This is a genomic window from Cellulomonas sp. GTC20042 (assembly GCF_055389595.1).
Map to the genome: position 1 here is coordinate 2711202 of NZ_AP043678.1, position 21755 is coordinate 2732956.

Below are 21755 nucleotides of genomic sequence, written 5' to 3' on the forward strand. Positions count from 1 at the left end.
GATGGTCCCTAGGCACGGCGCGCGGGGCGGGGGCAGACTGCTTCGCAAGGGGGCAACGGCGCCCCCGGCATCGGGAGGTGCGACGTGGCTCTGTATGTCCAGGACTTCTCCGAGGGTGGCAAGGACCAGAAGGACCTGCTCGGCGGCAAGGGTGCGAACCTCGCCGAGATGACCCGGCTCGGCCTGCCGGTCCCGCCCGGCTTCACGATCACGACCGACGCCTGCCGCGCGTACATGCGCACCGGGCACCTGCCGCCCGAGCTGCGGGTCGAGGTCACGATGGCCCTGCGGCGGCTGGAGGACACCCTGGGCAGGAGCTTGGGCGACTTCCACGACCCCCTGCTGGTCTCGGTCCGCTCCGGCGCCAAGTTCTCCATGCCCGGGATGATGGAGACGGTGCTCAACGTCGGGCTGAACGACGCCTCGGTGGTCGGCCTGGCCGAGTTCTCCGGAGACGAGCGGTTCGCCTGGGACTCCTACCGCCGGCTGATCCAGATGTTCGGCAAGACCGTGCTCGACATCGACGGCGACCTGTTCTCCGACACCCTGGACAAGGCCAAGGCCGCCAAGGGCGTGCAGCAGGACGTCGACCTGGACGCCGAGGACCTGCGGCACCTGGTCGCCGAGTTCAAGGACATCGTGCGCACCGAGTCCGGCCGCGAGTTCCCGCAGCACCCCCGCGAGCAGCTCGACCTGGCGATCGTCGCGGTGCTCGGCTCGTGGAACACCGACCGCGCACGGCTCTACCGGCGGCGCGAGCGCATCCCGGACGACCTGGGCACCGCGGTCAACGTGTGCTCGATGGTCTTCGGCAACCTCGGCCCGACCTCCGGCACCGGCGTGGCGTTCACCCGCGACCCGGCGACCGGCCGCACCGGCGACTACGGGGACTACCTGGTCAACGCCCAGGGCGAGGACGTCGTCGCGGGCATCCGCAACACGCTGAGCCTGGCCGAGATGGAGCAGGAGGACCCGACCTCCTACGGCGAGCTGCGGCAGGCCATGCGCCGGCTCGAGACGCACTACCGCGACCTGTGCGACGTGGAGTTCACCGTCGAGCGCGGCAAGCTCTGGATGCTCCAGACCCGCGTCGGCAAGCGCACCGCCCCGGCGGCGTTCCGGATCGCGACCCAGCTGGTCGACGAGCACCTGATCACCATGGACGAGGCGCTGGCCCGGGTCAGCGGGGCGCAGCTCTCGCAGCTGATGTTCCCGCAGTTCGACCACGGCGCCGAGCGGACCCTGCTGACGAAGGCCATGGCCGCCTCCCCCGGCGCCGCCGTCGGCAAGGCCGTCTTCGACCCGGCCACCGCGCAGGCGTGGGCCGCCGAGGGCGAGGACGTGGTGCTGGTCCGGCGCGAGACCAACCCGGACGACCTGGGCGGCATGATCGCGGCCGTCGGCGTGCTCACCGCTCGCGGCGGCAAGACCTCGCACGCCGCCGTCGTCGCCCGCGGCATGGGCCGCACCTGCGTGGTCGGCGCCGACGAGCTGGAGGTCGACGCGGTGGCCCAGCGGTTCACCGTGCACGGCACGGTGGTGCACCAGGGCGACGTGATCGCGATCGACGGCACCACCGGCGAGGTCTTCCTCGGCGCGGTGCCGGTGATGCCCTCCCCGGTCACCACCTACCTGGAGGACGGCCTGGACGCCGCGCTGGCGCAGGCCGGCGAGGACGAGCAGACCGCCGACCTGGTGCGCGCGGTGGACCGGCTGCTCCGGCACGCCGACGAGACCCGCCACCTGCGGGTGCACGCCAACGCCGACACCGCCGAGGACGCCCGCCGCGCCCGCTCGCTCGGTGCCCAGGGCATCGGGCTGTGCCGCACCGAGCACATGTTCCTCGGCGAGCGCCGGGTCATGGTCGAGCGCGTCGTGCTCGCCGCCGACGACGCGGAGCGCCAGGCCGCCCTCGACGCCCTGCTCCCGCTGCAACGGGCCGACTTCGGCGCCCTGCTGGAGCAGATGGACGGCCTGCCCACCACGATCCGGCTGATCGACCCGCCGCTGCACGAGTTCCTGCCCGACCTCACCGAGCTGTCGGTCAAGGTCGCGCTGGCCGCCGAGCGCGGGGAGCCGGACGCCGACGACGAGAAGCTGCTCGCCGCGGTGCGCCGGATGCACGAGGCCAACCCCATGCTCGGCCTGCGCGGGGTGCGCCTCGGGCTGTCGATCCCCGGACTGTTCGCGTTGCAGATCCGCGCGGTCTGCGAGGCCACCGCCGACCGGATCGAGGCCGGCGGCCACCCGCACGCCGAGATCATGGTGCCGCTGGTCGGCAGCGTGATGGAGCTGCACCTGGTGCGGGACGAGGCGCTGCGGATCATGGCCGAGGTCGGGCAGGGCCGGGGCGTCGACCTGTCGCTGCCGGTCGGGGCGATGATCGAGCTGCCGCGCGCCGCGCTCACCGCCGACCGGATCGCCGAGGTCGCGCAGTTCTTCTCCTTCGGCACCAACGACCTCACGCAGACCACGTGGGGGTTCTCCCGGGACGACGTCGAGGGTGCGTTCTTCCCGGAGTACCTGGCGAACGGGGTGCTCACGGTCAGCCCGTTCGAGACCATCGACACCAAGGGCGTCGGACGCCTCGTGCAGATCGCCGTCGAGGAGGGCCGGGCCACCCGTCCGGACCTCATGATCGGCGTCTGCGGCGAGCACGGTGGGGACCCGGAGTCGATCCGGTTCTTCGACACGGTCGGGCTGGACTACGTGTCCTGCTCGCCGTTCCGGGTGCCGGTCGCACGGCTCGAGGCCGGCAGGGCCGCGATCCAGGGCCCCGACACCGACGTCCGCTGAGGGCGGGCGCCCGGGCCGTCGGGCTGGTGAGACACCACCCCGGCGGCCCCGCGCCTGCGACACCATCCCCGCGGCCCGCCGGACCGCCCCCTCCGCACCCCGGCGGGCAGCGGCACGCCCGGGCCCCGCCCCCGGTCAGAGGGTGGGGAACCAGGTGCGGACCTGGCGGACGATCACGTGCTCGAACGCGTCGTCGTCGTGGTGCTCGGCCACCCAGCGCACGAACGACCCGCCCACCGCCGCGTCCATCTCCTGCCGGCAGGCCTCGGGCTCGGTGACCGCGCGGTGCAGCAGCTCGGTCGCCTCGGCGGGCGTGCCGTAGCGGAACGGGTACGCGTCCGGCACCACCGAGCGCACCCACGGCAGGTCCGGGAACACCCCGATCGCCCCGGCCGCGAGCGCCTCCACGTACTCCAGCCCGTAGGACTCCTCGGTGGCGGTGGCCAGGAACGCGGTGGTGCGCGACAGCGCGTCCCAGTACGAGTCGCGGCTGGCGGTCAGCGGGCCGACCCACGCCCAGTCGCGGGCGGACATCTTCATCGCCATGTCGGACACCAGGTGGTGCTCGTGCAGCCGCGCCTCCACCCGGATCGGCGTGCGCCGGTGCACCCGGTCCACCACCTCCAGGAACAGCCGGGGCTGCTTGCGCTCGGAGACGTAGATCGCCGGGTAGAGCACCACGGGCACGTCGGTGTCGTGCCGGGGGCGCACGTGCTCGCGGCGGAAGCCGAGGTTGACCCAGGCGGTCTTGGCCTGCGCGGCCAGCGGCGGCACCGTCCACCGGGCGACCACCTCGCGCACCTCGGAGGCCGTGCGCGCCGAGTTGGCGAAGGTCGGGAACAGCGCGCAGGACAGCGCCACCGCGGAGCGCTCCACGTCGTGCGGGTAGCGGGTGGCGTTCCACCACACGAAGTTCATGACGTGCGGCTCCTCGCAGGCCCCGTGCAGGGTCTGCCAGACGTGCACCGAGTCGATCACGTCCATCGAGATCACCACGGTGTCCCGGCCGTCCACGAACTCCAGCGGCAGCATGTCGAAGCCCGCGCACCGCCGGGGCCCGGGGCCGACCAGCACCGACCCCGGGAACACCCGCAGCAGGCGCCGGACCAGCGTGGCCCCCGCGTCGTGGCCGGTGACGACGCCCTCGGCGTCGACCAGCACCGCGTCGTGCTTCACCGCGACCTTCATCGTCCTCACCTCACCGTCCGGACGTCCCGGACCGGGCACCTCGGCGGGTGACCGGTCCGGGACGTCGACGTGTCAGCGGCCGTCGGCCGGGGTCGCCTCCCGATCGGCCGAGCGCGCGGCGTCGTTCGCGCCGTCCTCGGCGCCGGCCGAGGGGGTCGGCAGGCCGCCCGCGAGCACCCGACCGGGCGCGGTGGCGGGCGCGTCGTCCAGCGCCGGCTCCGGCGCCGGGTCCTCCAGCACGGCCGGGTCGTCGGCCTCGGCGGTGCGGATCCGCATGCCGTAGAACGACCGGTGCACGAAGAACGCCGAGATCACGAAGAACACCGCCGCGAGCACCGTCACCAGCGTGCCGCGCCCCTGGTCGGTCAGGCTGACCGCCAGCTCCACGGCCAGCAGCCCGAACAGGGTGGTGAACTTGATCACCGGGTTGAGCGCCACCGAGGAGGTGTCCTTGTACGGGTCGCCCACGGTGTCGCCGACGATCGTCGCGTCGTGCAGGGCGGTGCCCTTGGCGTGCAGGTCGACCTCGACCACCTTCTTGGCGTTGTCCCACGCCCCGCCGGCGTTCGCCATGAAGATCGCCTGGTAGAGCCCGAACACCGCGATCGACACCAGGTAGCCGATGAAGAAGAACGGCTCCACGAACGCGAAGGACAGGGTCGCGAAGAACACCGCGAGGAACATCGTCAGCATGCCCTGCTGGGCGTACTGGGTGCAGATCTCGACGACCTTGCGGGAGTCGGCCTCGCTGGCGCGGGTGCTGCCGTCCAGCCGGATCGTGGTGCGGATGAACTCGACCGCCCGGTACGCGCCGGTGGTGACGGCCTGGATCGAGGCGCCGGTGAACCAGAAGATGATCGCGCCGCCGGTGATCAGGCCGAGCAGGAACGGCGGGTGCAGCAGCGACAGGTTCTCCAGCCCCGTCGTCAGACCGGCGGTGAGGCCCACGATGATCGAGAAGATCATGGTCGTGGCCCCGACGACGGCGGTCCCGATCAGCACCGGCTTGGCGGTGGCCTTGAAGGTGTTGCCCGCGCCGTCGTTCTCCTCGAGCATCCGCTTGGCGGTCTCCCACTGCGGCGTGAACCCGTGCTCGGCGGCGATCTGCTCGGCGGCCCCCTCCTGCTCCTCGACCAGGGACAGCTCGTAGACGCTCTGCGCGTTGTCGGTGACCGGGCCGTAGGAGTCGACCGCGATCGTCACCGGTCCCATGCCGAGGAAGCCGAACGCGACCAGCCCGAAGGCGAACACCGCCGGCGCCACCATGAGCTGGTCGAGCCCCTGCTCCGCGATCAGGTACGCCCCGCCCATCAGCGCGACGATCGTCATGCCCAGCCAGTACGCGGAGAAGTTGCCCGCCACCAGCCCGGACAGGATGTTCAGCGAGGGCCCGCCCTCGCGCGAGGACGTGACGACCTCGCGCACGTGCCGGCTGCTGGTGGAGGTGAACACCTTGACCAGCTCGGGGATCAGCGCACCGGCCAGCGTGCCGCAGGAGATGATCGTCGCGACCTTCCACCACAGCCCGGCCCCGTCGCCCTCCATGTGCCCGAGCACCGCCCAGGTGGTCACGTAGGTGAAGGCGATGCTCACCGCGGAGGTCAGCCACACCAGCGAGGACAGCGGCTTCTCGAAGTCCATCCGCTCGGCGTGCGCGTACCGGCGACGCGTCCACGCGTCGTTCGCCAGGAAGGACAGCGCGGAGGCGATGACCATGACCGCGCGCACCACGAACAGCCAGACCAGCAGGGTCGCCTGCACGGCAGGGCTGTCGACGGCCAGCAGCACGAAGGTCACCAGGGCCACGCCGGTCACGCCGTAGGTCTCGAAGCCGTCCGCGCTCGGGCCCACCGAGTCGCCCGCGTTGTCACCGGTGCAGTCCGCGATCACACCGGGGTTGCGGGCGTCGTCCTCCTTGATCTTGAACACGATCTTCATCAGGTCCGCGCCGATGTCCGCGATCTTGGTGAAGATGCCGCCGGCGATCCGCAGCGCCGACGCGCCGAGGGACTCGCCGACCGCGAAGCCGATGAAGCACGCCCCCGCCACGTCGGCGGGCAGGAACAGCAGGATCACCAGCATCATCAGCAGCTCGAGGCTGATCAGCACCATGCCGATCGACATGCCGGACTTCATCGGGATCCGGTGCACCGGCAGCGGCTTGCCCTCCAGCGAGGCGAAGGCCGTGCGCGAGTTCGCGAAGGTGTTGACCCGGATGCCGAACCACGCCACCGCGTAGGAGCCGGCCATGCCGAGCAGGCTGAACCCGATGATCGTCGCCACCCGGCCCCAGCCGAAGCCGACCAGCACCCGGTAGTACACGACGATCACCGCCGCGATGAACACCCACAGCAGCATGAGGAACCGCCCCTGCTGCACCAGGTACGTGCGGCAGGTGGAGTAGATCAGCTCGGAGATCTCCCGCATGGCGGTGTGCACCGGCAGCCTGCGCAGCTGTATGTACGTGCCGGCGCCGAACGCGAGGCCCAGCACGCAGACCAGCAGGCCGACGCCGAGCAGCGCCCGCCCGGACACCCCGCCCATCACGGTCACCTGACCGAGGTCCGGCAGCGCCAGGCTCGCCTCGCCGCCGTGCAGGCCGCTCTCGCCGGCCGCGTCGGCGGACGTGCTCCCGGAGGAGGCGCAGCCCGCGAGGGTCAGCACCACCAGGCCGAGCAGCCCCGCCAGCGGTCCGGTCGCGCGGGGCCGTCGCCGGTCCAGGCCGGGCGGTGATCCCGCCGTGCCGGGGCGCCCGCCGACGGGTCGGCGGACGGTCGTGCTGTGGACGTCGGTGCTGGTACGAACCCTGTGCATGCTCACGGTCGGTCCCTGGGAGAGCGCCTTTGCTGTCCCTTCGACGCTAGATCCGCCGACCCCCGCGCGGCATGAGCCCTATGGCCCAGATCACACTGCTCAGGTCCACCGGCCGAGGCGCTGGGCGAGCAGGGCCAGCGCGACCGGCCCCGCGGTCGACGTGCGCAGCACGTGCGGGCCCAGCCGGACCGCCACGGCCCCGGCCTCGATCATCCCCGCGGTCTCCCGCTCGGAGATCCCGCCCTCCGGCCCGACGACGACCAGCAGGTCCCCGCCTGCGGGCAGCGCCACGTCACCCAGCGGCTCGGTGGCCTCCTCGTGCAGCACCAGCACCGCGCCGCCGCCCTCGACGGTGGCGCGCACCCGGCGCAGCAGGGCCCCGTGGTCGACCGCCACCGCGACCTCGGGCACGTGGGCGCGCCGGGACTGCTTGGCCGCGGTCCGCACGGTGCCGAGCCAGCGGGCCCGGCTCTTGGCGGCACGGTCGCCGCGCCACACCACGATCGAGCGCTCGGCCTGCCAGGGCACGACCTCGTCCGCGCCGACCTCGGTGGCCGCCTCGATCGCCATCTCGTCCCGGTCGCCCTTGGCGAGCGCCTGCACCAGCACCAGGCGCGGGCTGCCGACCGGCTCGACCACGATCTCGGCCACCCGCAGGTGCACGCCGTCCGGGCCGACCTCGGCGACCTCGCCGACCAGGCGGGTGCCGGCGCCGTCCACGACGTCCACCCGCTCGCCGGGCGCGCGCCGCTGCACCACGCCGGCGTGCCGGCCCTCGGTGCCGCCGAGCAAGAACGTCCCGCCGGGCGCGAGCCCGTCCAGGGTGCCGGGCTCGCTGAGGAAGACCGGAGCGGTCACCGGCTCACCGGCCCGCGAGCTTGTCGCGCAGCTTGGCGAAGACGCCCTGGCTGGCGGCGGTCAGGCGGGCCTCCGGGCGCTCCTCGTCGCGCAGGCTCGCGAGGCGCTGGAGCAGCTCGGTCTGCTCCTCGTCCAGGCCGGTGGGCACCTGGACGTCGACGTGCACGTGCAGGTCGCCGCGTCCGCCGCCGTGCAGGTGGCCGACGCCGAGGTTCTTCAGCGTGACCACCTGGGCGGGCTGCGTGCCGGGACGCAGGTCGACGTCGCGCGGGCCGTCCAGGGTGTCCAGGGTGAGCACGGTGCCCAGGGCAGCTGCGGTCATCGGCACCTCGAGGGTGCAGTGCAGGTCGTCGCCCTCGCGCATGAACGTGTCGTGCCGGCGCTCGCGCACCTCGAGGTAGATGTCGCCCGCGGGGCCGCCGGCCGGGCCCACCTCGCCCTGCGCGGTGAGCTTGATCCGGGTGCCGGTGTCCACGCCCGCCGGGACGTCGACCTCCAGGGTGCGGCGGGAGCGCACGCGGCCCTCGCCGGCGCACTCGGTGCACGGCTCCGGGATCGTGGTGCCGAAGCCGTGGCAGGCGGCGCACGGCTGGGTGGTCATCACCTGGCCGAGGAAGGAGCGGGCGACGCGCTGCACGGTGCCGCGGCCGGCGCAGACCTCGCAGGTGCGCGGGGAGGTGCCGGGGCGGCAGCAGGTGCCGGAGCAGGTCGGGCAGACCACGGCGGTGTCGACCGGCACCTGCCGGTGGGTGCCGAAGGTCGCCTCCGCGAGGTCGAGGTCGAGCCGGACCAGCGCGTCCTGCCCCCGCCGGGCGCGCGGGATCGGGCCGCGCTGCGCACCGGCACCGGCCCCGCCGAAGAAGGTCTCGAAGATGTCCTGGAAGCCGAAGCCGCCGCCCATGCCGCCGCCGGGCGACGAGGGGTCGGCGCCGAGGTCGTACATCCGGCGCTTCTCCGGGTTGGACAGCACCTCGTAGGCGCGCGAGACGTCCTTGAACTTCTCCTCGGAGCCGGCCTCGGCACCGGCGACGTCCGGGTGCAGCTCACGGGCCAGGCGGCGGTAGGCCTTCTTGATCTGCTCCGGGGTGGCGTCGCGCTGCACGCCGAGGATCTCGTAGTAGTCGCTCACTCGTCACTTCCTGCGCTGGTGGGGTCCGTCGTGCGGGTCGGCGCGCCGGTGGGGGCGCGGTCTGCGGCGCTCACCCGGCGAGGATCCGGGAGAGGTACCGCGCGACGGCCCGCACCGCCGCGATCGTGCCGGGGTAGTCCATCCGCAGCGGTCCGACCGAGCCGATCCGCGCGACCGCGGACCCACCCTCTCCCGGGCCGCCGTAGCCGGTGGTGACGAAGGACGTCTCGAGCAGCCCCTCGTGCTGGGTCTCGCGGCCGATCCGCACCGCCACGGCGGTGTCGTCGGCGGCCATGTCGGTCAGCAGCCGCAGCAGCACCACCTGCTCCTCCAGCGCCTCGAGCACCGGGCTCAGCGTGCGGGCGAAGTCGGCGCCGCTGCCGCGGACCAGGTTGGCGGCCCCGGCGACGACGACACGCTCCTCGCTCTCCCCCGCCAGGGTGTCCTCGACCACGCCGACCACCGCGCGCACCAGGGGGGCGTCGGCGGGGGCGAAGTCGTCGGCGAGGTCGGCGAGCACGGAGTCGAGCTCGGCCAGCCGGCGCCCGACGGCGGCGACGTTGAGCCGGGTGCGCAGCCGGGCGACCACCACCGGGTCGAGGGTCTGCGCGAGCTCCAGGGTGCGCTGCTCGACACGGCCGTGGTCGGTGATGATCACGACCAGCAGGTGCCGGTCGCCGACCGGGACCAGCTCGACGTGCCGCAGGGCGGTGCGCCGCAGCGAGGGGTACTGCACGACGGCGACCTGGTGCGTGAGCTGCGCGAGCAGCCGGACCGAGCGGTCCACCACGTCGTCCAGGTCGACCGCGTCCTCCATGAAGGTCTCGATCGCGCGGCGCTCGGGGGCCGACAGCGGCTTGATCGTCGCCAGACGGTCCACGAACAGCCGGTAGCCGGTGTCGGTCGGCACGCGTCCGGCGGAGGTGTGCGGCTGCACGATGTAGCCGCTCTCCTCCAGCGCCGCCATGTCGTTGCGGATCGTCGCGGGCGAGACGCCGAGGGAGTGCCGCTCGACCAGCGCGCGGGAGCCGACCGGCTCACGGGTGGCGACGTAGTCCTCCACGATCGCGCGCAGGACGTCCAGCCTGCGGTCCTCGCTCATCGTCCACCTCCGGCGATCGGGTAGCACTCGGATGTTCCGAGTGCCAATCCTACGCGGGTCGTCCGGGGGCGCCCGGCCCGCGCCCTGCCGCGTCCGCGCTCGGCGAACCGAGGGTGCCGCGACGGCGCTGGGTGGCGTCCACCACGGCCACCACGAGCGCGATCAGCACCAGGGTGATCGTGATCAGCAGCGCCCGCCCGGCGGCGGTCCCGCCCGCCGCGCCCCCGCTGAGCGCCGAGTAGTAGGTGGACAGCACCAGCGCGACGCCGAGCGCCGAGCCGATCCGCTGACCGACCTGGAGCATCGACCCCGCCACCCCGGCCCGCTCCACCGGCACGTGCGCCAGCGTCAGCGTCTGGTTGGGCGAGATCACCAGGCCGCTGCCGGCACCCGCGACCATCTGCGTCGCGGCCACCACCCAGCCGACCGCCGGCGCATCCACCAGCCGGATCGCCACGTCGGTGCCGACCAGCCCGAGCACCACCAGCACCAGCCCCACCACCACGAGCGTGCGCCCCCGGGTGGCCACCAGCCGGCCGGACTGCTGCGCGGCCACCGCCGAGGCGATGGCGAACGGCATGCCGACCAGACCGGCCTGCAACGCGGAGAACCCGGCGATCTGCTGGAGGTAGAGGGTGACCACCAGGAACACGGACGTGAACCCGGCGAAGTACGCCATGCCGAGCAGCGCGCCGTTGCGGAAGGACGGGTCGCCGATCACCCGCGGGTCGAGCACCGCCGCACCGGTGCGCCGCTGGTAGCCCCGCTCCCAGAGCACCGTGATCACGCCCAGCGCGAGACCGGCCGCCAGCCACCACCAGCGCCGGGGGTCGTCGGAGCCGCCGGTGGTGGTGACGAAGGGGATCATCACCGCCGTGGCGGTCAGCGCGACCAGCGCGAGGCCGGGCACGTCGAGGCGGGTGGGCGCACCCGGGCCGGTGGCGGGCGCCCGTCGCGGCAGCCAGCGCAGGGCGAGCGGCAGCACCACCGCGATCACCGGCACGTTGACGAAGAACACCCACCGCCAGCCGTTCTCCGGCCCGGCGATCTGCAGGATGATCCCGCCGAGCAGCGGGCCGATCGCGGTGGAGACGCCGATCGTCGCGCCGAACCATCCGAAGGCCTTGCCGCGCTCCCACCCGGTGAACAGCTGCTGGATCGTGCCGACCACCTGCGGGTTGAGCAGGCCGGCGCTGGCACCCTGGAGCAGGCGCGCGACGGCCAGGAACTCGTCGGAGGGCGCCAGCCCGGCGGCCAGGCTGGTCAGCGCGAAGCCGAGCAGGCCGACGAGGAACAGCACCCGGCGCCCCTTGGCGTCACCGAGCCGTCCGGCGGGCACCAGCACCAGGCCGAAGGCGAGGGTGTAGCCGGCGACGACGAGCTGGAGCTGGCTCGGCCCGGCCTCCAGGCTGCGCTCGATCGAGGGCAGCGCGACGTTGACGATCGAGACGTCGAGCATGGTGATGAAGCCGACGGCCAGGCAGACGCCGAGCGCGCGCCAGCGCAGCGGGTCGACCGGTCGCGCAGGAAGGGCTGCGGGGGTGGATGTCACCGACGTGTCCTACCACGCCCCGCCGTCATCGGCACCTACGCTGCCCCGGTGATGGACCGATACGGGACCGATGTGCTGTCCGCCGGGTCGTCCCGGCCCCACCGCCGACCGACCTCCCGCCAGCAGCCCGCCGAGCGCGGACTGGTGGTCGAGGAGGTGACCACCGGCTGGGTCGGCGCGATCGTGCGGGTGGAGAAGTCCGGCGGCGAGCACGTCGTCGTGCTCGAGGACCGCAAGGGCGCCACGCGCACCTTCCGGCTCGGCCCCGGCTTCTGGGTGGACGGGGAGCCGGTGGAGCTGGTGCCGGTGCGCGCCGCCGCGCCGACGGGGCCGAGGCGGACGGCTTCGGGGTCGATCGCCGCGCCCGAGCAGCGCGCGCGGGTGGCCCGGGGCAGCCGGATCTGGGTCGAGGGCAAGCACGACGCCGAGCTGGTCGAGAAGGTCTGGGGCGACGACCTGCGCGGCGAGGGCGTGGTGGTCGAGCTGCTGGACGGCGTGGACAACCTGGTCGACGCGCTGCGCGACTTCTCCCCCGGCCCCGGCCGCAAGGTCGGCGTGCTGGTGGACCACCTGGTACCGGGTTCGAAGGAGCAGCGGATCGCCGACGACGCGCTGCGGCGGGTGCCGGCCGGCACGGTGCTGGTGCTCGGCCACCCCTACGTGGACGTGTGGCAGGCGGTGCGCCCGGCACGGGTAGGCCTGTCGGCGTGGCCGACGATCGAGCGCGGCACCGAGTGGAAGCGCGGCATCCTGCGCGAGCTCGGCTGGCCCGCCGAGGAGCAGGCCGACGTGGCACGGGCCTGGCAGCGGATCCTGCGCAGCGTGCGCTCCTACGCCGACCTGGAGCCCTCGCTGCTCGGCCGGGTCGAGGAGCTGATCGACTTCGTCACGGCCCCCTGAGCCGGGCACGCGCGAGGGGCGCCACCCGGGATCGGGTGACGCCCCTCGCGCGTGCCCGGCAGCGGTCAGGCCGCGACCGGCTCGTTCTGCAGCCGGCGGTACATGAACGCCGTCGCGATCAGGCCGACCGGGATCGCCACCAGCACGCCGACGCCGCACAGGAACGAGCCGATCGCCTGGGCCACGTAGACGCCGAGGAACAGCAGCACCACGGTGCCGAGGTTCCGGTTGACCAGCGCGAAGCTCGCCTTGAGGGCGTCGACCGGGGCGAGGCCCTTGTCGATCACGAAGTACAGCGTGAACTGCGCGAAGAACGCGAACACGATGCCCGGCACCCAGAGCAGCAGGTAGCCGATGCCGGTGCCGACGCCGACGAGCAGCGCCGCGAGGATCACCTTGCCGAAGTCGTCGAACTTGAAGAACGTGGCGAACTCGACGCGGCGGCCGTTGACGATCTCCAGGGTGGCGCGGATGACGCCCGCCTGCATGAAGACGCCGAGCAGGGCGATCACGGCGAAGAACAGCAGGCCGGTGAACCCGCCGAGGGCGCCGAAGCCGCCGCGGACGTTGCCGTACTGGTCCACGCTGGCGGCTGCGGTCGCGGTGAGGATCGCGAAGAAGACGCCGGCGATCACGCCGATCACCACGACGTACGCGAGCACGCCGAGGATCAGCGGGCCGACGTTCTGCGTGAACTTGGTCCAGCCGTAGTTGAACGCCTCGCCGACGCCGGCGGTGGGGCCGGTCGCGCCGTAGGGCTGCTGCGGCTGCTGGGCGTAGGGCTGCGCGTAGGGCGCGCCCGGGGGCTGCTCGGCGTAGGGCTGCTGCGCGCCGTAGGGCTGCGCCGGCGGCTGCTGGCCGTAGGGGTCGGCGGGCGGGGGCGGGTAGCCGCCGGCGGCCGGTCCGTAGCCCGGGGCGGCGGGCGGCGGGTACGCGCCCGGCTGCGGGGCTGCCGGAGGCGGCGTGGGCTGGCCGGCGGCGGGCGTCGACGGCTCGTCACCGCTCGGCGGGGTGGTCCCCGGGTTCTCGGTCATCTGGATGCCTCCCTGTTGCGGACGTCGTTCGTCCGTCGCGACAGCGAACCGAACCTCGGACCTGCATGTCAAGGATCGCGGGCCGTGTCCGAGCACATGTCACGCATCGGGATGAACCGGACAAAGTCCCCGGTCAGACCCTCCCCGGTGCCTGCGCCGCGAACGGAGCGGGACGAGCATGGCGGATCGCGGGCCGGTCCGCACGGCGAACCGGCCCTCGGGCGCCCCGATCAGTCCGCGAGCGCCCGCACCACGGCGTCCGCGAGCAGCCGCCCGCGCCGGGTCAGCAGCACCCGCCGCCCGTCCACGTCGCCGCGTCCGAGCGCCGCACGCCCGTCCACCAGACCGTCCGCGACCAGGGCGGCGACCGCGCCGCGCCCCCGCTCGGACAGGTCGTCGACCGGCAGCCCCTCGCGCAGCCGCACGGCGAGCATCACGCGCTCCAGCCGGGCGATCTCCGCGTCGATCGTCTCGCGCCCGGCGGCGGGGCTCTGCCCGGCCTCGACGCGCGCCGCGTAGGCGCGGGGGTGCTTGACGTTCCACCAGCGCAGGCCGCCGACGTGGCTGTGCGCGCCGGGTCCGACGCCCCACCAGTCGTCGCCGCGCCAGTAGGCCAGGTTGTGCCGGCAGGCGTCGGCGGGGGTGCGCGCCCAGTTGCTCACCTCGTACCAGCCCAGGCCGGCCTCAGTGAGCAGGTCGTCCACCAGCTCGTACTTGGCGGCCTGGTCGTCCTCGTCGGGCAGCGTGAGCTCGCCCCGGCGCACCTGCACCGCCATCTTGGTCCCGGCCTCGACCACCAGCGCGTAGGCGGACACGTGGTCCACGCCGGTGGCCAGCGCGGTCTCCACGGAGGTGCGCCAGTCGTCCAGCGACTCCCCCGGCGTGCCGTAGATCAGGTCCAGCGAGACGGCCAGCCCGGCGTCCCGCGCCCAGGCGACCACGTCCGGGATCCGGCGCGGGTCGTGGGTGCGCTCCAGGGTCGCCAGCACGTGCGGCACCGCGGACTGCATGCCGAAGGACACCCGCGTGAAGCCCGCGCGGGCCAGCGCCGCCAGCGACTCCGGGGTCACCGAGTCGGGGTTCGCCTCGGTGGTCACCTCGGCGTCCGGCGCCAGCCCCCACGCGTCGCGCACCCCGTCGAGCATCCGGGCCAGGTCGTCGGCGGGCAGCACCGTCGGGGTGCCGCCGCCCACGAACACCGTCTGCACCGGTCGCGCCGGCAGCCCGGCCTCGGCCAGCACCCGGGCGCCCAGGGCGATCTCCCCCAGCGCCGTCGACGCGTAGGACGCCTGGCTGGCGCCCCCGCCGAGCTCGGTCGCCGTGTAGGTGTTGAAGTCGCAGTACCCGCAGCGCACCGTGCAGAACGGCACGTGCAGGTACACGCCGAAGCCGCGATCCTCGGCACCCGCACGGACCGACGCCGGCAGGGCACCGTCCAGCGGCGCCTCGTCGCCCTCGGGCAGCGAGGGGCTCACTTCTTCTTCGCGTCCTTGGCGTCCTTCGGGGCCGCCGCGTCCGACGACAGCGCCGCGATGAAGGCCTCCTGCGGCACGTCGACCCGACCGATCGTCTTCATGCGCTTCTTGCCCTCCTTCTGCTTCTCCAGCAGCTTGCGCTTGCGGGTGATGTCACCGCCGTAGCACTTGGCCAGCACGTCCTTGCGCATCGCGCGGATCGTCTCGCGGGCGATCACCCGGCTGCCCACGGCCGCCTGGATCGGCACCTCGAACTGCTGGCGCGGGATGAGGTCCTTGAGCTTGGACGCCATCATCACGCCGTAGGCGTAGGCCTTGTCCTTGTGCACGATCGAGCTGAACGCGTCCACCTGCTCGCCCTGGAGCAGGATGTCGACCTTCACCAGGTCGGCGCTCTGCTCGCCCACGGGCTCGTAGTCCAGGCTCGCGTAGCCACGGGTGCGTGACTTCAGCTGGTCGAAGAAGTCGAACACGATCTCGGCCAGCGGCAGGGTGTACCGCATCTCGACCCGGTCCTCGGACAGGTAGTCCATGCCCAGCAGGTCGCCGCGCTTGCCCTGGCAGAGCTCCATGATCGCGCCGATGAACTCGCTCGGCGCCAGGATCGTCGACTTGACGATCGGCTCGCGCACGTCGCGGATCTTGCCGCCGGGGAACTCGCTCGGGTTGGTCACGACGACCTCGGAGCGGTCCTCCATCGTCACGTTGTAGACCACGTTCGGGGCGGTCGAGATCAGGTCCAGCCCGAACTCGCGCTCCAGCCGCTCGCGGATGATCTCCAGGTGCAGCAGGCCGAGGAAGCCGACGCGGAAGCCGAAGCCGAGCGCCACCGAGGTCTCCGGCTCGTAGTTCAGCGCGGCGTCGTTCAGCTTGAGCTTGTCCAGCGCGTCCCGCAGCGCCGGGTAGTCGGATCCGTCGATCGGGTACAGGCCGGAGAACACCATCGGCTTGGGGTCGGAGTACCCGCCCAGCGCCTCGGAGGCCGGCTTGCTCGCGTTGGTGACGGTGTCGCCCACCTTGGACTGGCGCACGTCCTTCACGCCGGTGATCAGGTAGCCCACCTCGCCGACGCCCAGGCCCTTGGTCGGCACCGGCTCCGGGGAGATCACGCCGATCTCCAGCAGCTCGTGCGTGGCACGGGTGGACATCATCGCGATCCGCTCGCGCGGGTTGAGGTTGCCGTCCTTGACCCGCACGTAGGTGACCACGCCGCGGTAGGTGTCGTACACCGAGTCGAAGATCATCGCGCGCGCCGGGGCGTCCGCGTCACCGACCGGCGCCGGCACCAGCTGCACGATCCGGTCCAGCAGCGCCTCGACGCCCTCGCCGGTCTTGCCGGACACCTTGAGGCAGTCCGCCGGGTCGCCACCGATCAGGCCGGCCAGCTCCTCGGCGTACTTCTCCGGCTGCGCCGCCGGCAGGTCGATCTTGTTCAGCACCGGGATGATCGCCAGGTCGTTCTCCAGCGCCAGGTACAGGTTCGCCAGCGTCTGCGCCTCGATGCCCTGCGCGGCGTCGACCAGCAGCACGGCACCCTCGCAGGCGGCCAGCGAGCGGGACACCTCGTAGGTGAAGTCGACGTGCCCGGGGGTGTCGATCATGTTGAGCGCGAACGGGGTCCCGTCGAGCTCCCACGGCATGCGCACGGCCTGCGACTTGATCGTGATGCCGCGCTCGCGCTCGATGTCCATCCGGTCGAGGTACTGGGCACGCATCGCCCGCGAGTCGACCACGCCGGTGAGCTGGAGCATCCGGTCGGCGAGCGTGGACTTGCCGTGGTCGATGTGCGCGATGATGCAGAAGTTGCGCAGCAGCTCCGGCGGGGTCGCCGCGGGGGCGATGCGCTGGGACTGGGCGGCGCTCGGGATCGGGGACACGTGCTCCCTCGGTTTCGCAGGGTCGGACTGGCACCATCGTCCCATGCCGACGCCCGATCCCCGATCCGTGGGACCCACCATCGTCCTGCTGGACCGGCTGGCCGACGCCCAGGACGCCTTCGCCGCGCTGCTCGACGCCGCCGACCTCGACACCCCGGTCGCCGCCTGCGCGCCGTGGACGGTCACCGATCTCGCCCTGCACCTCGGCGGCGTGCACCGCTGGGCCGCCGCGATGGCCCGCGGGATCGAGCGCGACGACCAGGACCCCGCCGAGCCCCGGGATCCCGCCGCCCTGCGCGCGTTCTACCGGGAGCAGGCCGCTGCGCTGCGGGCCACGCTGCACGACATCGGCCCGGAGGCCCCCGCGATCACGCTGGACGGCCCCGGGCCCGCGTCGTTCTGGCACCGCCGGCAGCTGCACGAGACCCTGGTCCACCTGCACGACCTCGCCACGGCCCTCGACGTGCCGCACCCGGTGGACGACCCGGCGCTGTGGGCGGACACGGTGGACGAGGTGCTGACCGTGATGGCCCCGCGTCAGGTGCGCCTCGGCCGGATCGCGGCGATCGAACGGCCGGTGCGGATCGTGGCGACCGACGCCCGGACGACCTGGGTGCTGGGGCCCGACGGCGCCGTGGCGGTCGAGGTCGCCGGGGACGCGCGCACGCTGGCGCTGCTGCTGTGGGGCCGGGCCGACGCCGACGACCCCGCCCTGACCGTCACCGGTGCCCGGGCCGACCTGGACGCGGCCCTGGCGCGGGCGCTGACCCCCTGAGCGCGCCCAGCTCCCTGAGCGCGCCCGCGCTCACGCCTCCCGGGTGATCCGCACCTGCACGTCCAGCGACCGGGTGCCCGCCCCGGCGAAGATCCCGCGCAGCGGCGGCACGTCCTCGTAGGAGCGCCCCCGGCCCAGCACCACGTGGTGCTCGCCGACCGGCACACGGTTGGTCGGGTCGTAGGCGGTCCACTCCCCGGCCCACCACTCCACCCAGGCGTGCGACTCCCCCGTGACCGTGCTGCCCACGTCCCCTCCGGGATTCAGGTAGCCCGAGACGTAGCGCGCCGGCAGGCCGATCGACCGCAGGGCGCCGGCCGCGAGGTGCGCGACGTCCTGGCAGACCCCCTTGCGGGCCGCCCAGGCGTCCGCGGCCGGCGTGTGCACCTCGGTCACCCCCGGCACGTACTCCATCTGCGCCCGCACCCCGTGGCACACCGCGAGCGCCGCCTCTGCCGGCTCCAGCCCGCGCGCGGCATCGGCGGCCAGCGCCGCGACCTCCTCGGGGACGGCGGTGGTCGGCGTGTCGGACAGGAACTCCGCCAGCGTGTCCCGCAGCGCCGGGCTGCGCAGCGTCTCCCACTCCCCGGCCGTGCGCGGGGCGGGGCGGTCGGCCACCTCGACCCGGCTCTCCGCGGTCACCACCAGCTGCTCGTGCGGCGCCAGCACCTCGAACACCGTCACGGCCGTGCCCCAGTAGTCGCGGTACTCGTGCGACCAGGTCTGCGGCGCCACGTCCAGGCGCGCCTCCAGCACGGTCTGCCCGGGCTGGCCCAGCGGCGTCATCCGGGCCTCGTTGTAGGAGGCGGTGACCGGCCCGGCGTAGCGGAACTCGGTGGTGTGCACGATGTGCAGGCGGCTCATGCGCGGACCTCTCGGGCGGTGCGGTGCGGCGCGGGACGGCCCGGCATCAGACGGCCTCCCCGACCCAGGTCGTCAGGTGGCCGGAGGGGAAGTACCGCAGCCGGATCGCGTCGCTCGCCGCCGCGCAGGCACGCTGCACCCGCTCCATCTCCTCCGGCAGCGCCTCCAGCACCTCGGCCAGCGGCCGGTACTCCAGGCTCGTCCGCGCGTGACCGAGGTGGCGTCGCGCCTCCTCGACGACCGTGCTGCTGCGCTCCGGCTCCAGCGCGGTCAGGCACTCCTCCGCCTGCCCGAGGGCGTACACGATCGATCGCGGGAACGACCGGTCCAGCAGCAGGAACCCGGCCGCCCGCTCGTCCGAGGCCATCCCCCGGTACGCGCGCAGGTACGCCTCGTACGCCCCGCAGGAGCGCAGCAGCGTCGTCCAGCCCGGGCCGCCCGCCCCCGCCAGCGACCGGGTGGTCACCAGCCGGGCGGTCATGTCGGCGCGCTCGATCGACCGGCCCAGCACCATGAACCGCCAGGTGTCGTCCCGGGAGGTCGCCGAGTCGGTCAGCCCCGCGACGATCGCCGCGCGCTCCCGCACCCAGGTGAAGTAGTCGTGCGGACGTGCGGGCCGCATCTGCGCCGGCAGCTGGTTCCACGAGGTGTTCAGCGCCTCCCACAGCTCGGTCGACACGATCTCCCGCGCCCGGCGGGCGTTCTCCCGCGCGGCCACCAGCGACCCCGCGATCGAGGACGGCGCCACCCGGTCGTAGGCCAGCATCGCCAGCACGGTCTGCCGGCCCACCTGCACCTCCGGCGGCGGCGCGGGCCGGTCCATCACCGACAGCAGCGAGCGGCAGGCCAGGTCCTCCTCCGCCCACGGGTCCTCCAGCAGGATCTGCACGTGCACGTCGAGCAGGCGGGCGGTGTCGTCCGCGCGCTCCACGTACCGGCCGATCCAGAACAACGACTCCGCGATCCGGCTCAGCACGTCGCACCCCCGGTCTGCTGCTGCTGCATCTGCTGGTCGTGCTGGCCGGTGTCGCTCGGGTTCGCGTCGATCGGCACGCCCACCGGGACCACCGGCGTCGGCCGCGTCGGGGGCGCCGGGCGGTGCGGAGCGGCGGCGCCCAGCACCCAGGTGTCCTTCGACCCACCGCCCTGCGAGGAGTTCACCACCAGCTGCCCCTCCGGCAGCGCCACCCGGGTCAGCCCGCCCGGCAGCACCCACACCTGCTCGCCGTCGTTCACCGCGAACGGCCGCAGGTCCACGTGCCGCGGCCGCAGCCCGTCTTCCACCAGGGTCGGCACCGTCGACAGCTGCACCACCGGCTGCGCGATCCACCCGCGCGGGTCCTCCTGCAACCGGGTGCGCAGCGTCGCCAGCTCGGCGCGGCTCGCCGCGGGACCGACGACCAGACCCTTGCCGCCGGACCCGTCCACCGGCTTCACGACGAGCTCGTCCAGCCGGTCCAGCACCTCCGCCAGCGCCTCGGGCTCCTCCAGCCGCCAGGTGTCCACGTTGCGGATCAGCGGCTCCTCGCCCAGGTAGTAGCGGATCAGGTCGGGCAGGTACGTGTAGACGAGCTTGTCGTCCGCCACCCCGTTGCCCACCGCGTTCGCGATCGTCACCGTCCCGGCGCGCGCGCAGGTCATGATCCCCGGGCTGCCCAGCGCCGAGTCCGAGCGGAACACCACCGGGTCCAGGTAGTCGTCGTCCACCCGCCGGTAGATCACGTCCACCCGGCGCCGGCCGTGCGTGGTGCGCATCCACACCCGCCCGCCCGCGCAGAACAGGTCACGGCCCTCCACCAGCTCGACGCCCATCGTGCGGGCCAGCAGGGCGTGCTCGAAGTACGCGCTGTTGTAGACGCCCGGGGTCAGCACCACCACCGTCGGGTCGTCCACCCCCGTCGGCGCCGCCGCGGTCAGCGCCGCCAGCAGCCGGCGCGGGTAGTCCTGCACCGGGCGGATCCGCAGCGCCGCGAACAGCTCCGGGAACGTCTGCGCCATCGCCCGCCGGTTGGAGAGCACGTAGGACACCCCGCTCGGCACCCGGACGTTGTCCTCCAGCACCCGGAACTCACCCTGCTCGTCCCGGATCAGATCGATCCCCGAGACGTGCACCCGCACCCCGTTCGGCGGCTGGATCCCCCGCGCCGCCCGGTGGAAGTGCGTCGAGGAGACGATCAGCGCCCGCGGCACGACTCCGTCGACCACCGACTTCTGCGGCCCGTACACGTCGGCCAGGAACGCCTCCAGCGCGCGCACCCGCTGCGCGACGCCCGGGGCCACCCGGTCCCACTCGTGCCCGGCCAGCACCCGCGGCACGACGTCCAGCGGGAACGGCCGCTCCTCGCCGGCGAAGTCGAAGGTCACCCCCTGCGCGAGGTACGAGCGCGCCAGCGCGTCGGCACGGGCCCGCAGGTCCGCCGCCGTCTGCTGCGACAGCGCGGCGTGCACCGGGGCGTACGTGGGCCGCGCGGCGCCGTCGTCGATCATCTCGTCCCAGGCCGCGCCCGCGGGGTACGCGTCGAACAGGTCAGCCATCCGGCGATCCTCGCGGGTCCGTGTCACGCCCGCATGTCCGGCCCGCGTCGCGCGCGTCACACGCCCGCGCCGCGGGCCACGCCTGCTGCACGTGCCTGCTGCGCGAGCGTCCTGCATGTGCGTGCTGCGCGCACCTGCGCCACGCGTGCCCGCCGCAGATCTGCCGAGTTGTCATCTCTTGTCGCTTCAGGGGCGCGGGAAGCGACAATTCTTGACAGCTCGGCGCGCGCGGGACGCGGGTCGAGTGGCCGTGGATCGGGAAGGCAGGGGCCTGGTAAGATCGTCAGTCGCGTGTCCGCCCGGGTCGGCGGGCACTAGTCCGATTCCTCTCCGCGGGTGTCCCCACGCCCCAGTCCCGGAGTCGGATGCGCCCTCGACGACCTGTTCCTATCGCTTCGGCGAGCACACGAGAGAGTCCACACCGTGGCTAACATCAAGTCCCAGATCAAGCGGATCCGCACCAACGAGAAGGCGCGCCTGCGCAACAAGGCCGTCAAGTCCGAGCTGAAGACCTACGTGCGCCACGTGCGCGAGGCCGTCGCCGGCGGCGACAAGGACGCTGCGTCCACCGCGCTCCTCAAGGCGTCGAAGAAGCTCGACAAGGCCGTCTCGAAGGGCGTCATCCACGCCAACCAGGCTGCCAACAAGAAGTCGGCGCTGGCGAAGGCGGTCCACGCGCTCTGACGCGGACCCCACGCACACCGCGAAGGGCGGCACCCGGCGAGGGTGCCGCCCTTCGTCGTCCCCGGACACGGTGCACGGGCGCTGCAGGCGACATCACCGCCAGATCCGGGCACGCGGACGGGACCGATCGCCCGGCACCCGTCCTGGACGAGCGCAGCCGCACCGGCCCTCG

The 21755-nt window shown here is 73.4% G+C and carries 16 protein-coding genes; 4 read left to right on the top strand and 12 right to left on the bottom strand.

What is annotated here, in order from left to right:
- The first annotated feature begins 84 nt into the window (after positions 1 to 84).
- Complete coding sequence (gene ppdK / locus ACZ5HG_RS12585; RefSeq protein ID WP_464176752.1) at positions 85 to 2796, top strand: pyruvate, phosphate dikinase; 2712 nt, start codon at positions 85 to 87, stop codon at positions 2794 to 2796.
- Between the two features lie 135 nt (positions 2797 to 2931).
- Here the strand turns inward: ppdK and ACZ5HG_RS12590 are convergent, their stop codons facing one another.
- From ACZ5HG_RS12590 to ACZ5HG_RS12615, 6 genes are all read right to left on the bottom strand, one after another.
- Entirely contained in the window at positions 2932 to 3984 is a 1053-nt protein-coding gene (locus tag ACZ5HG_RS12590; RefSeq protein ID WP_464176754.1) for a glycosyltransferase family 1 protein, read from the bottom strand.
- A 72-nt stretch (positions 3985 to 4056) separates the two neighbouring features.
- Positions 4057 to 6798, bottom strand: coding sequence for a sodium-translocating pyrophosphatase (locus tag ACZ5HG_RS12595; protein WP_464182153.1), 2742 nt, complete (start codon positions 6796 to 6798; stop codon positions 4057 to 4059).
- Positions 6799 to 6897: 99 nt separating this feature from the next.
- Complete coding sequence (locus ACZ5HG_RS12600) at positions 6898 to 7656, bottom strand: 16S rRNA (uracil(1498)-N(3))-methyltransferase (RefSeq protein WP_464176756.1); 759 nt, start codon at positions 7654 to 7656, stop codon at positions 6898 to 6900.
- 4 nt (positions 7657 to 7660) lie between these two features.
- The gene (gene dnaJ, locus ACZ5HG_RS12605; protein WP_464176758.1) at positions 7661 to 8785 is read right to left on the bottom strand and encodes a molecular chaperone DnaJ; all 1125 of its coding nucleotides are present in this window, start codon (positions 8783 to 8785) and stop codon (positions 7661 to 7663) included.
- 70 nt (positions 8786 to 8855) lie between these two features.
- Positions 8856 to 9887 carry a heat-inducible transcriptional repressor HrcA gene (gene hrcA / locus ACZ5HG_RS12610; protein WP_464176760.1) on the bottom strand — a complete coding sequence of 344 codons (1032 nt, stop codon included), beginning with the start codon at positions 9885 to 9887 and terminating at the stop codon, positions 8856 to 8858.
- 49 nt (positions 9888 to 9936) lie between these two features.
- Positions 9937 to 11439, bottom strand: a complete 1503-nt coding sequence (locus ACZ5HG_RS12615) for an MFS transporter (RefSeq protein WP_464176762.1) — start codon at positions 11437 to 11439, stop codon at positions 9937 to 9939.
- A gap of 51 nt (positions 11440 to 11490) precedes the next feature.
- Between ACZ5HG_RS12615 and ACZ5HG_RS12620 the strand changes: the two genes are divergently transcribed.
- Positions 11491 to 12339 carry a DUF3097 domain-containing protein gene (locus ACZ5HG_RS12620; protein WP_464176764.1) on the top strand — a complete coding sequence of 283 codons (849 nt, stop codon included), beginning with the start codon at positions 11491 to 11493 and terminating at the stop codon, positions 12337 to 12339.
- Between the two features lie 65 nt (positions 12340 to 12404).
- Here the strand turns inward: ACZ5HG_RS12620 and ACZ5HG_RS12625 are convergent, their stop codons facing one another.
- The 3 genes from ACZ5HG_RS12625 to lepA form a co-directional block, all read right to left on the bottom strand.
- Positions 12405 to 13373: a DUF2189 domain-containing protein gene (locus ACZ5HG_RS12625; protein WP_464176766.1), complete on the bottom strand. Its 969-nt coding sequence runs from the start codon at positions 13371 to 13373 to the stop codon at positions 12405 to 12407.
- 230 nt (positions 13374 to 13603) lie between these two features.
- On the bottom strand, positions 13604 to 14848 hold the full coding sequence (gene hemW / locus ACZ5HG_RS12630) for a radical SAM family heme chaperone HemW (RefSeq protein WP_464176768.1): 1245 nt from the start codon (positions 14846 to 14848) through the stop codon (positions 13604 to 13606).
- The gene (gene lepA / locus ACZ5HG_RS12635; RefSeq protein WP_464176770.1) at positions 14845 to 16725 is read right to left on the bottom strand and encodes a translation elongation factor 4; all 1881 of its coding nucleotides are present in this window, start codon (positions 16723 to 16725) and stop codon (positions 14845 to 14847) included. The genes hemW and lepA overlap by 4 nt, the downstream gene beginning before the upstream one ends.
- Before the next feature lie 43 nt (positions 16726 to 16768).
- Between lepA and ACZ5HG_RS12640 the strand changes: the two genes are divergently transcribed.
- Entirely contained in the window at positions 16769 to 17500 is a 732-nt protein-coding gene (locus ACZ5HG_RS12640; protein ID WP_464176772.1) for a maleylpyruvate isomerase family mycothiol-dependent enzyme, read from the top strand.
- Positions 17501 to 17530: 30 nt separating this feature from the next.
- On the opposite strand, the gene ACZ5HG_RS12645 is transcribed toward ACZ5HG_RS12640, so the two are convergent.
- The 3 genes from ACZ5HG_RS12645 to ACZ5HG_RS12655 are packed head-to-tail and all read right to left on the bottom strand — an operon-like array spanning position 17531 to position 20899.
- Complete coding sequence (locus ACZ5HG_RS12645; protein WP_464176773.1) at positions 17531 to 18364, bottom strand: transglutaminase family protein; 834 nt, start codon at positions 18362 to 18364, stop codon at positions 17531 to 17533.
- 46 nt (positions 18365 to 18410) lie between these two features.
- Positions 18411 to 19340 (bottom strand): alpha-E domain-containing protein, encoded by a 930-nt coding sequence (locus tag ACZ5HG_RS12650; RefSeq protein WP_464176775.1) that lies wholly within the window; start codon positions 19338 to 19340, stop codon positions 18411 to 18413.
- Positions 19334 to 20899 (bottom strand): circularly permuted type 2 ATP-grasp protein, encoded by a 1566-nt coding sequence (locus ACZ5HG_RS12655; protein WP_464176777.1) that lies wholly within the window; start codon positions 20897 to 20899, stop codon positions 19334 to 19336. Before ACZ5HG_RS12655 ends, ACZ5HG_RS12650 begins: the two co-directional genes overlap by 7 nt.
- Positions 20900 to 21322: 423 nt before the next feature.
- Between ACZ5HG_RS12655 and rpsT the strand changes: the two genes are divergently transcribed.
- Positions 21323 to 21583: a 30S ribosomal protein S20 gene (rpsT, locus tag ACZ5HG_RS12660; RefSeq protein ID WP_464176779.1), complete on the top strand. Its 261-nt coding sequence runs from the start codon at positions 21323 to 21325 to the stop codon at positions 21581 to 21583.
- Positions 21584 to 21755 lie beyond the last annotated feature (172 nt).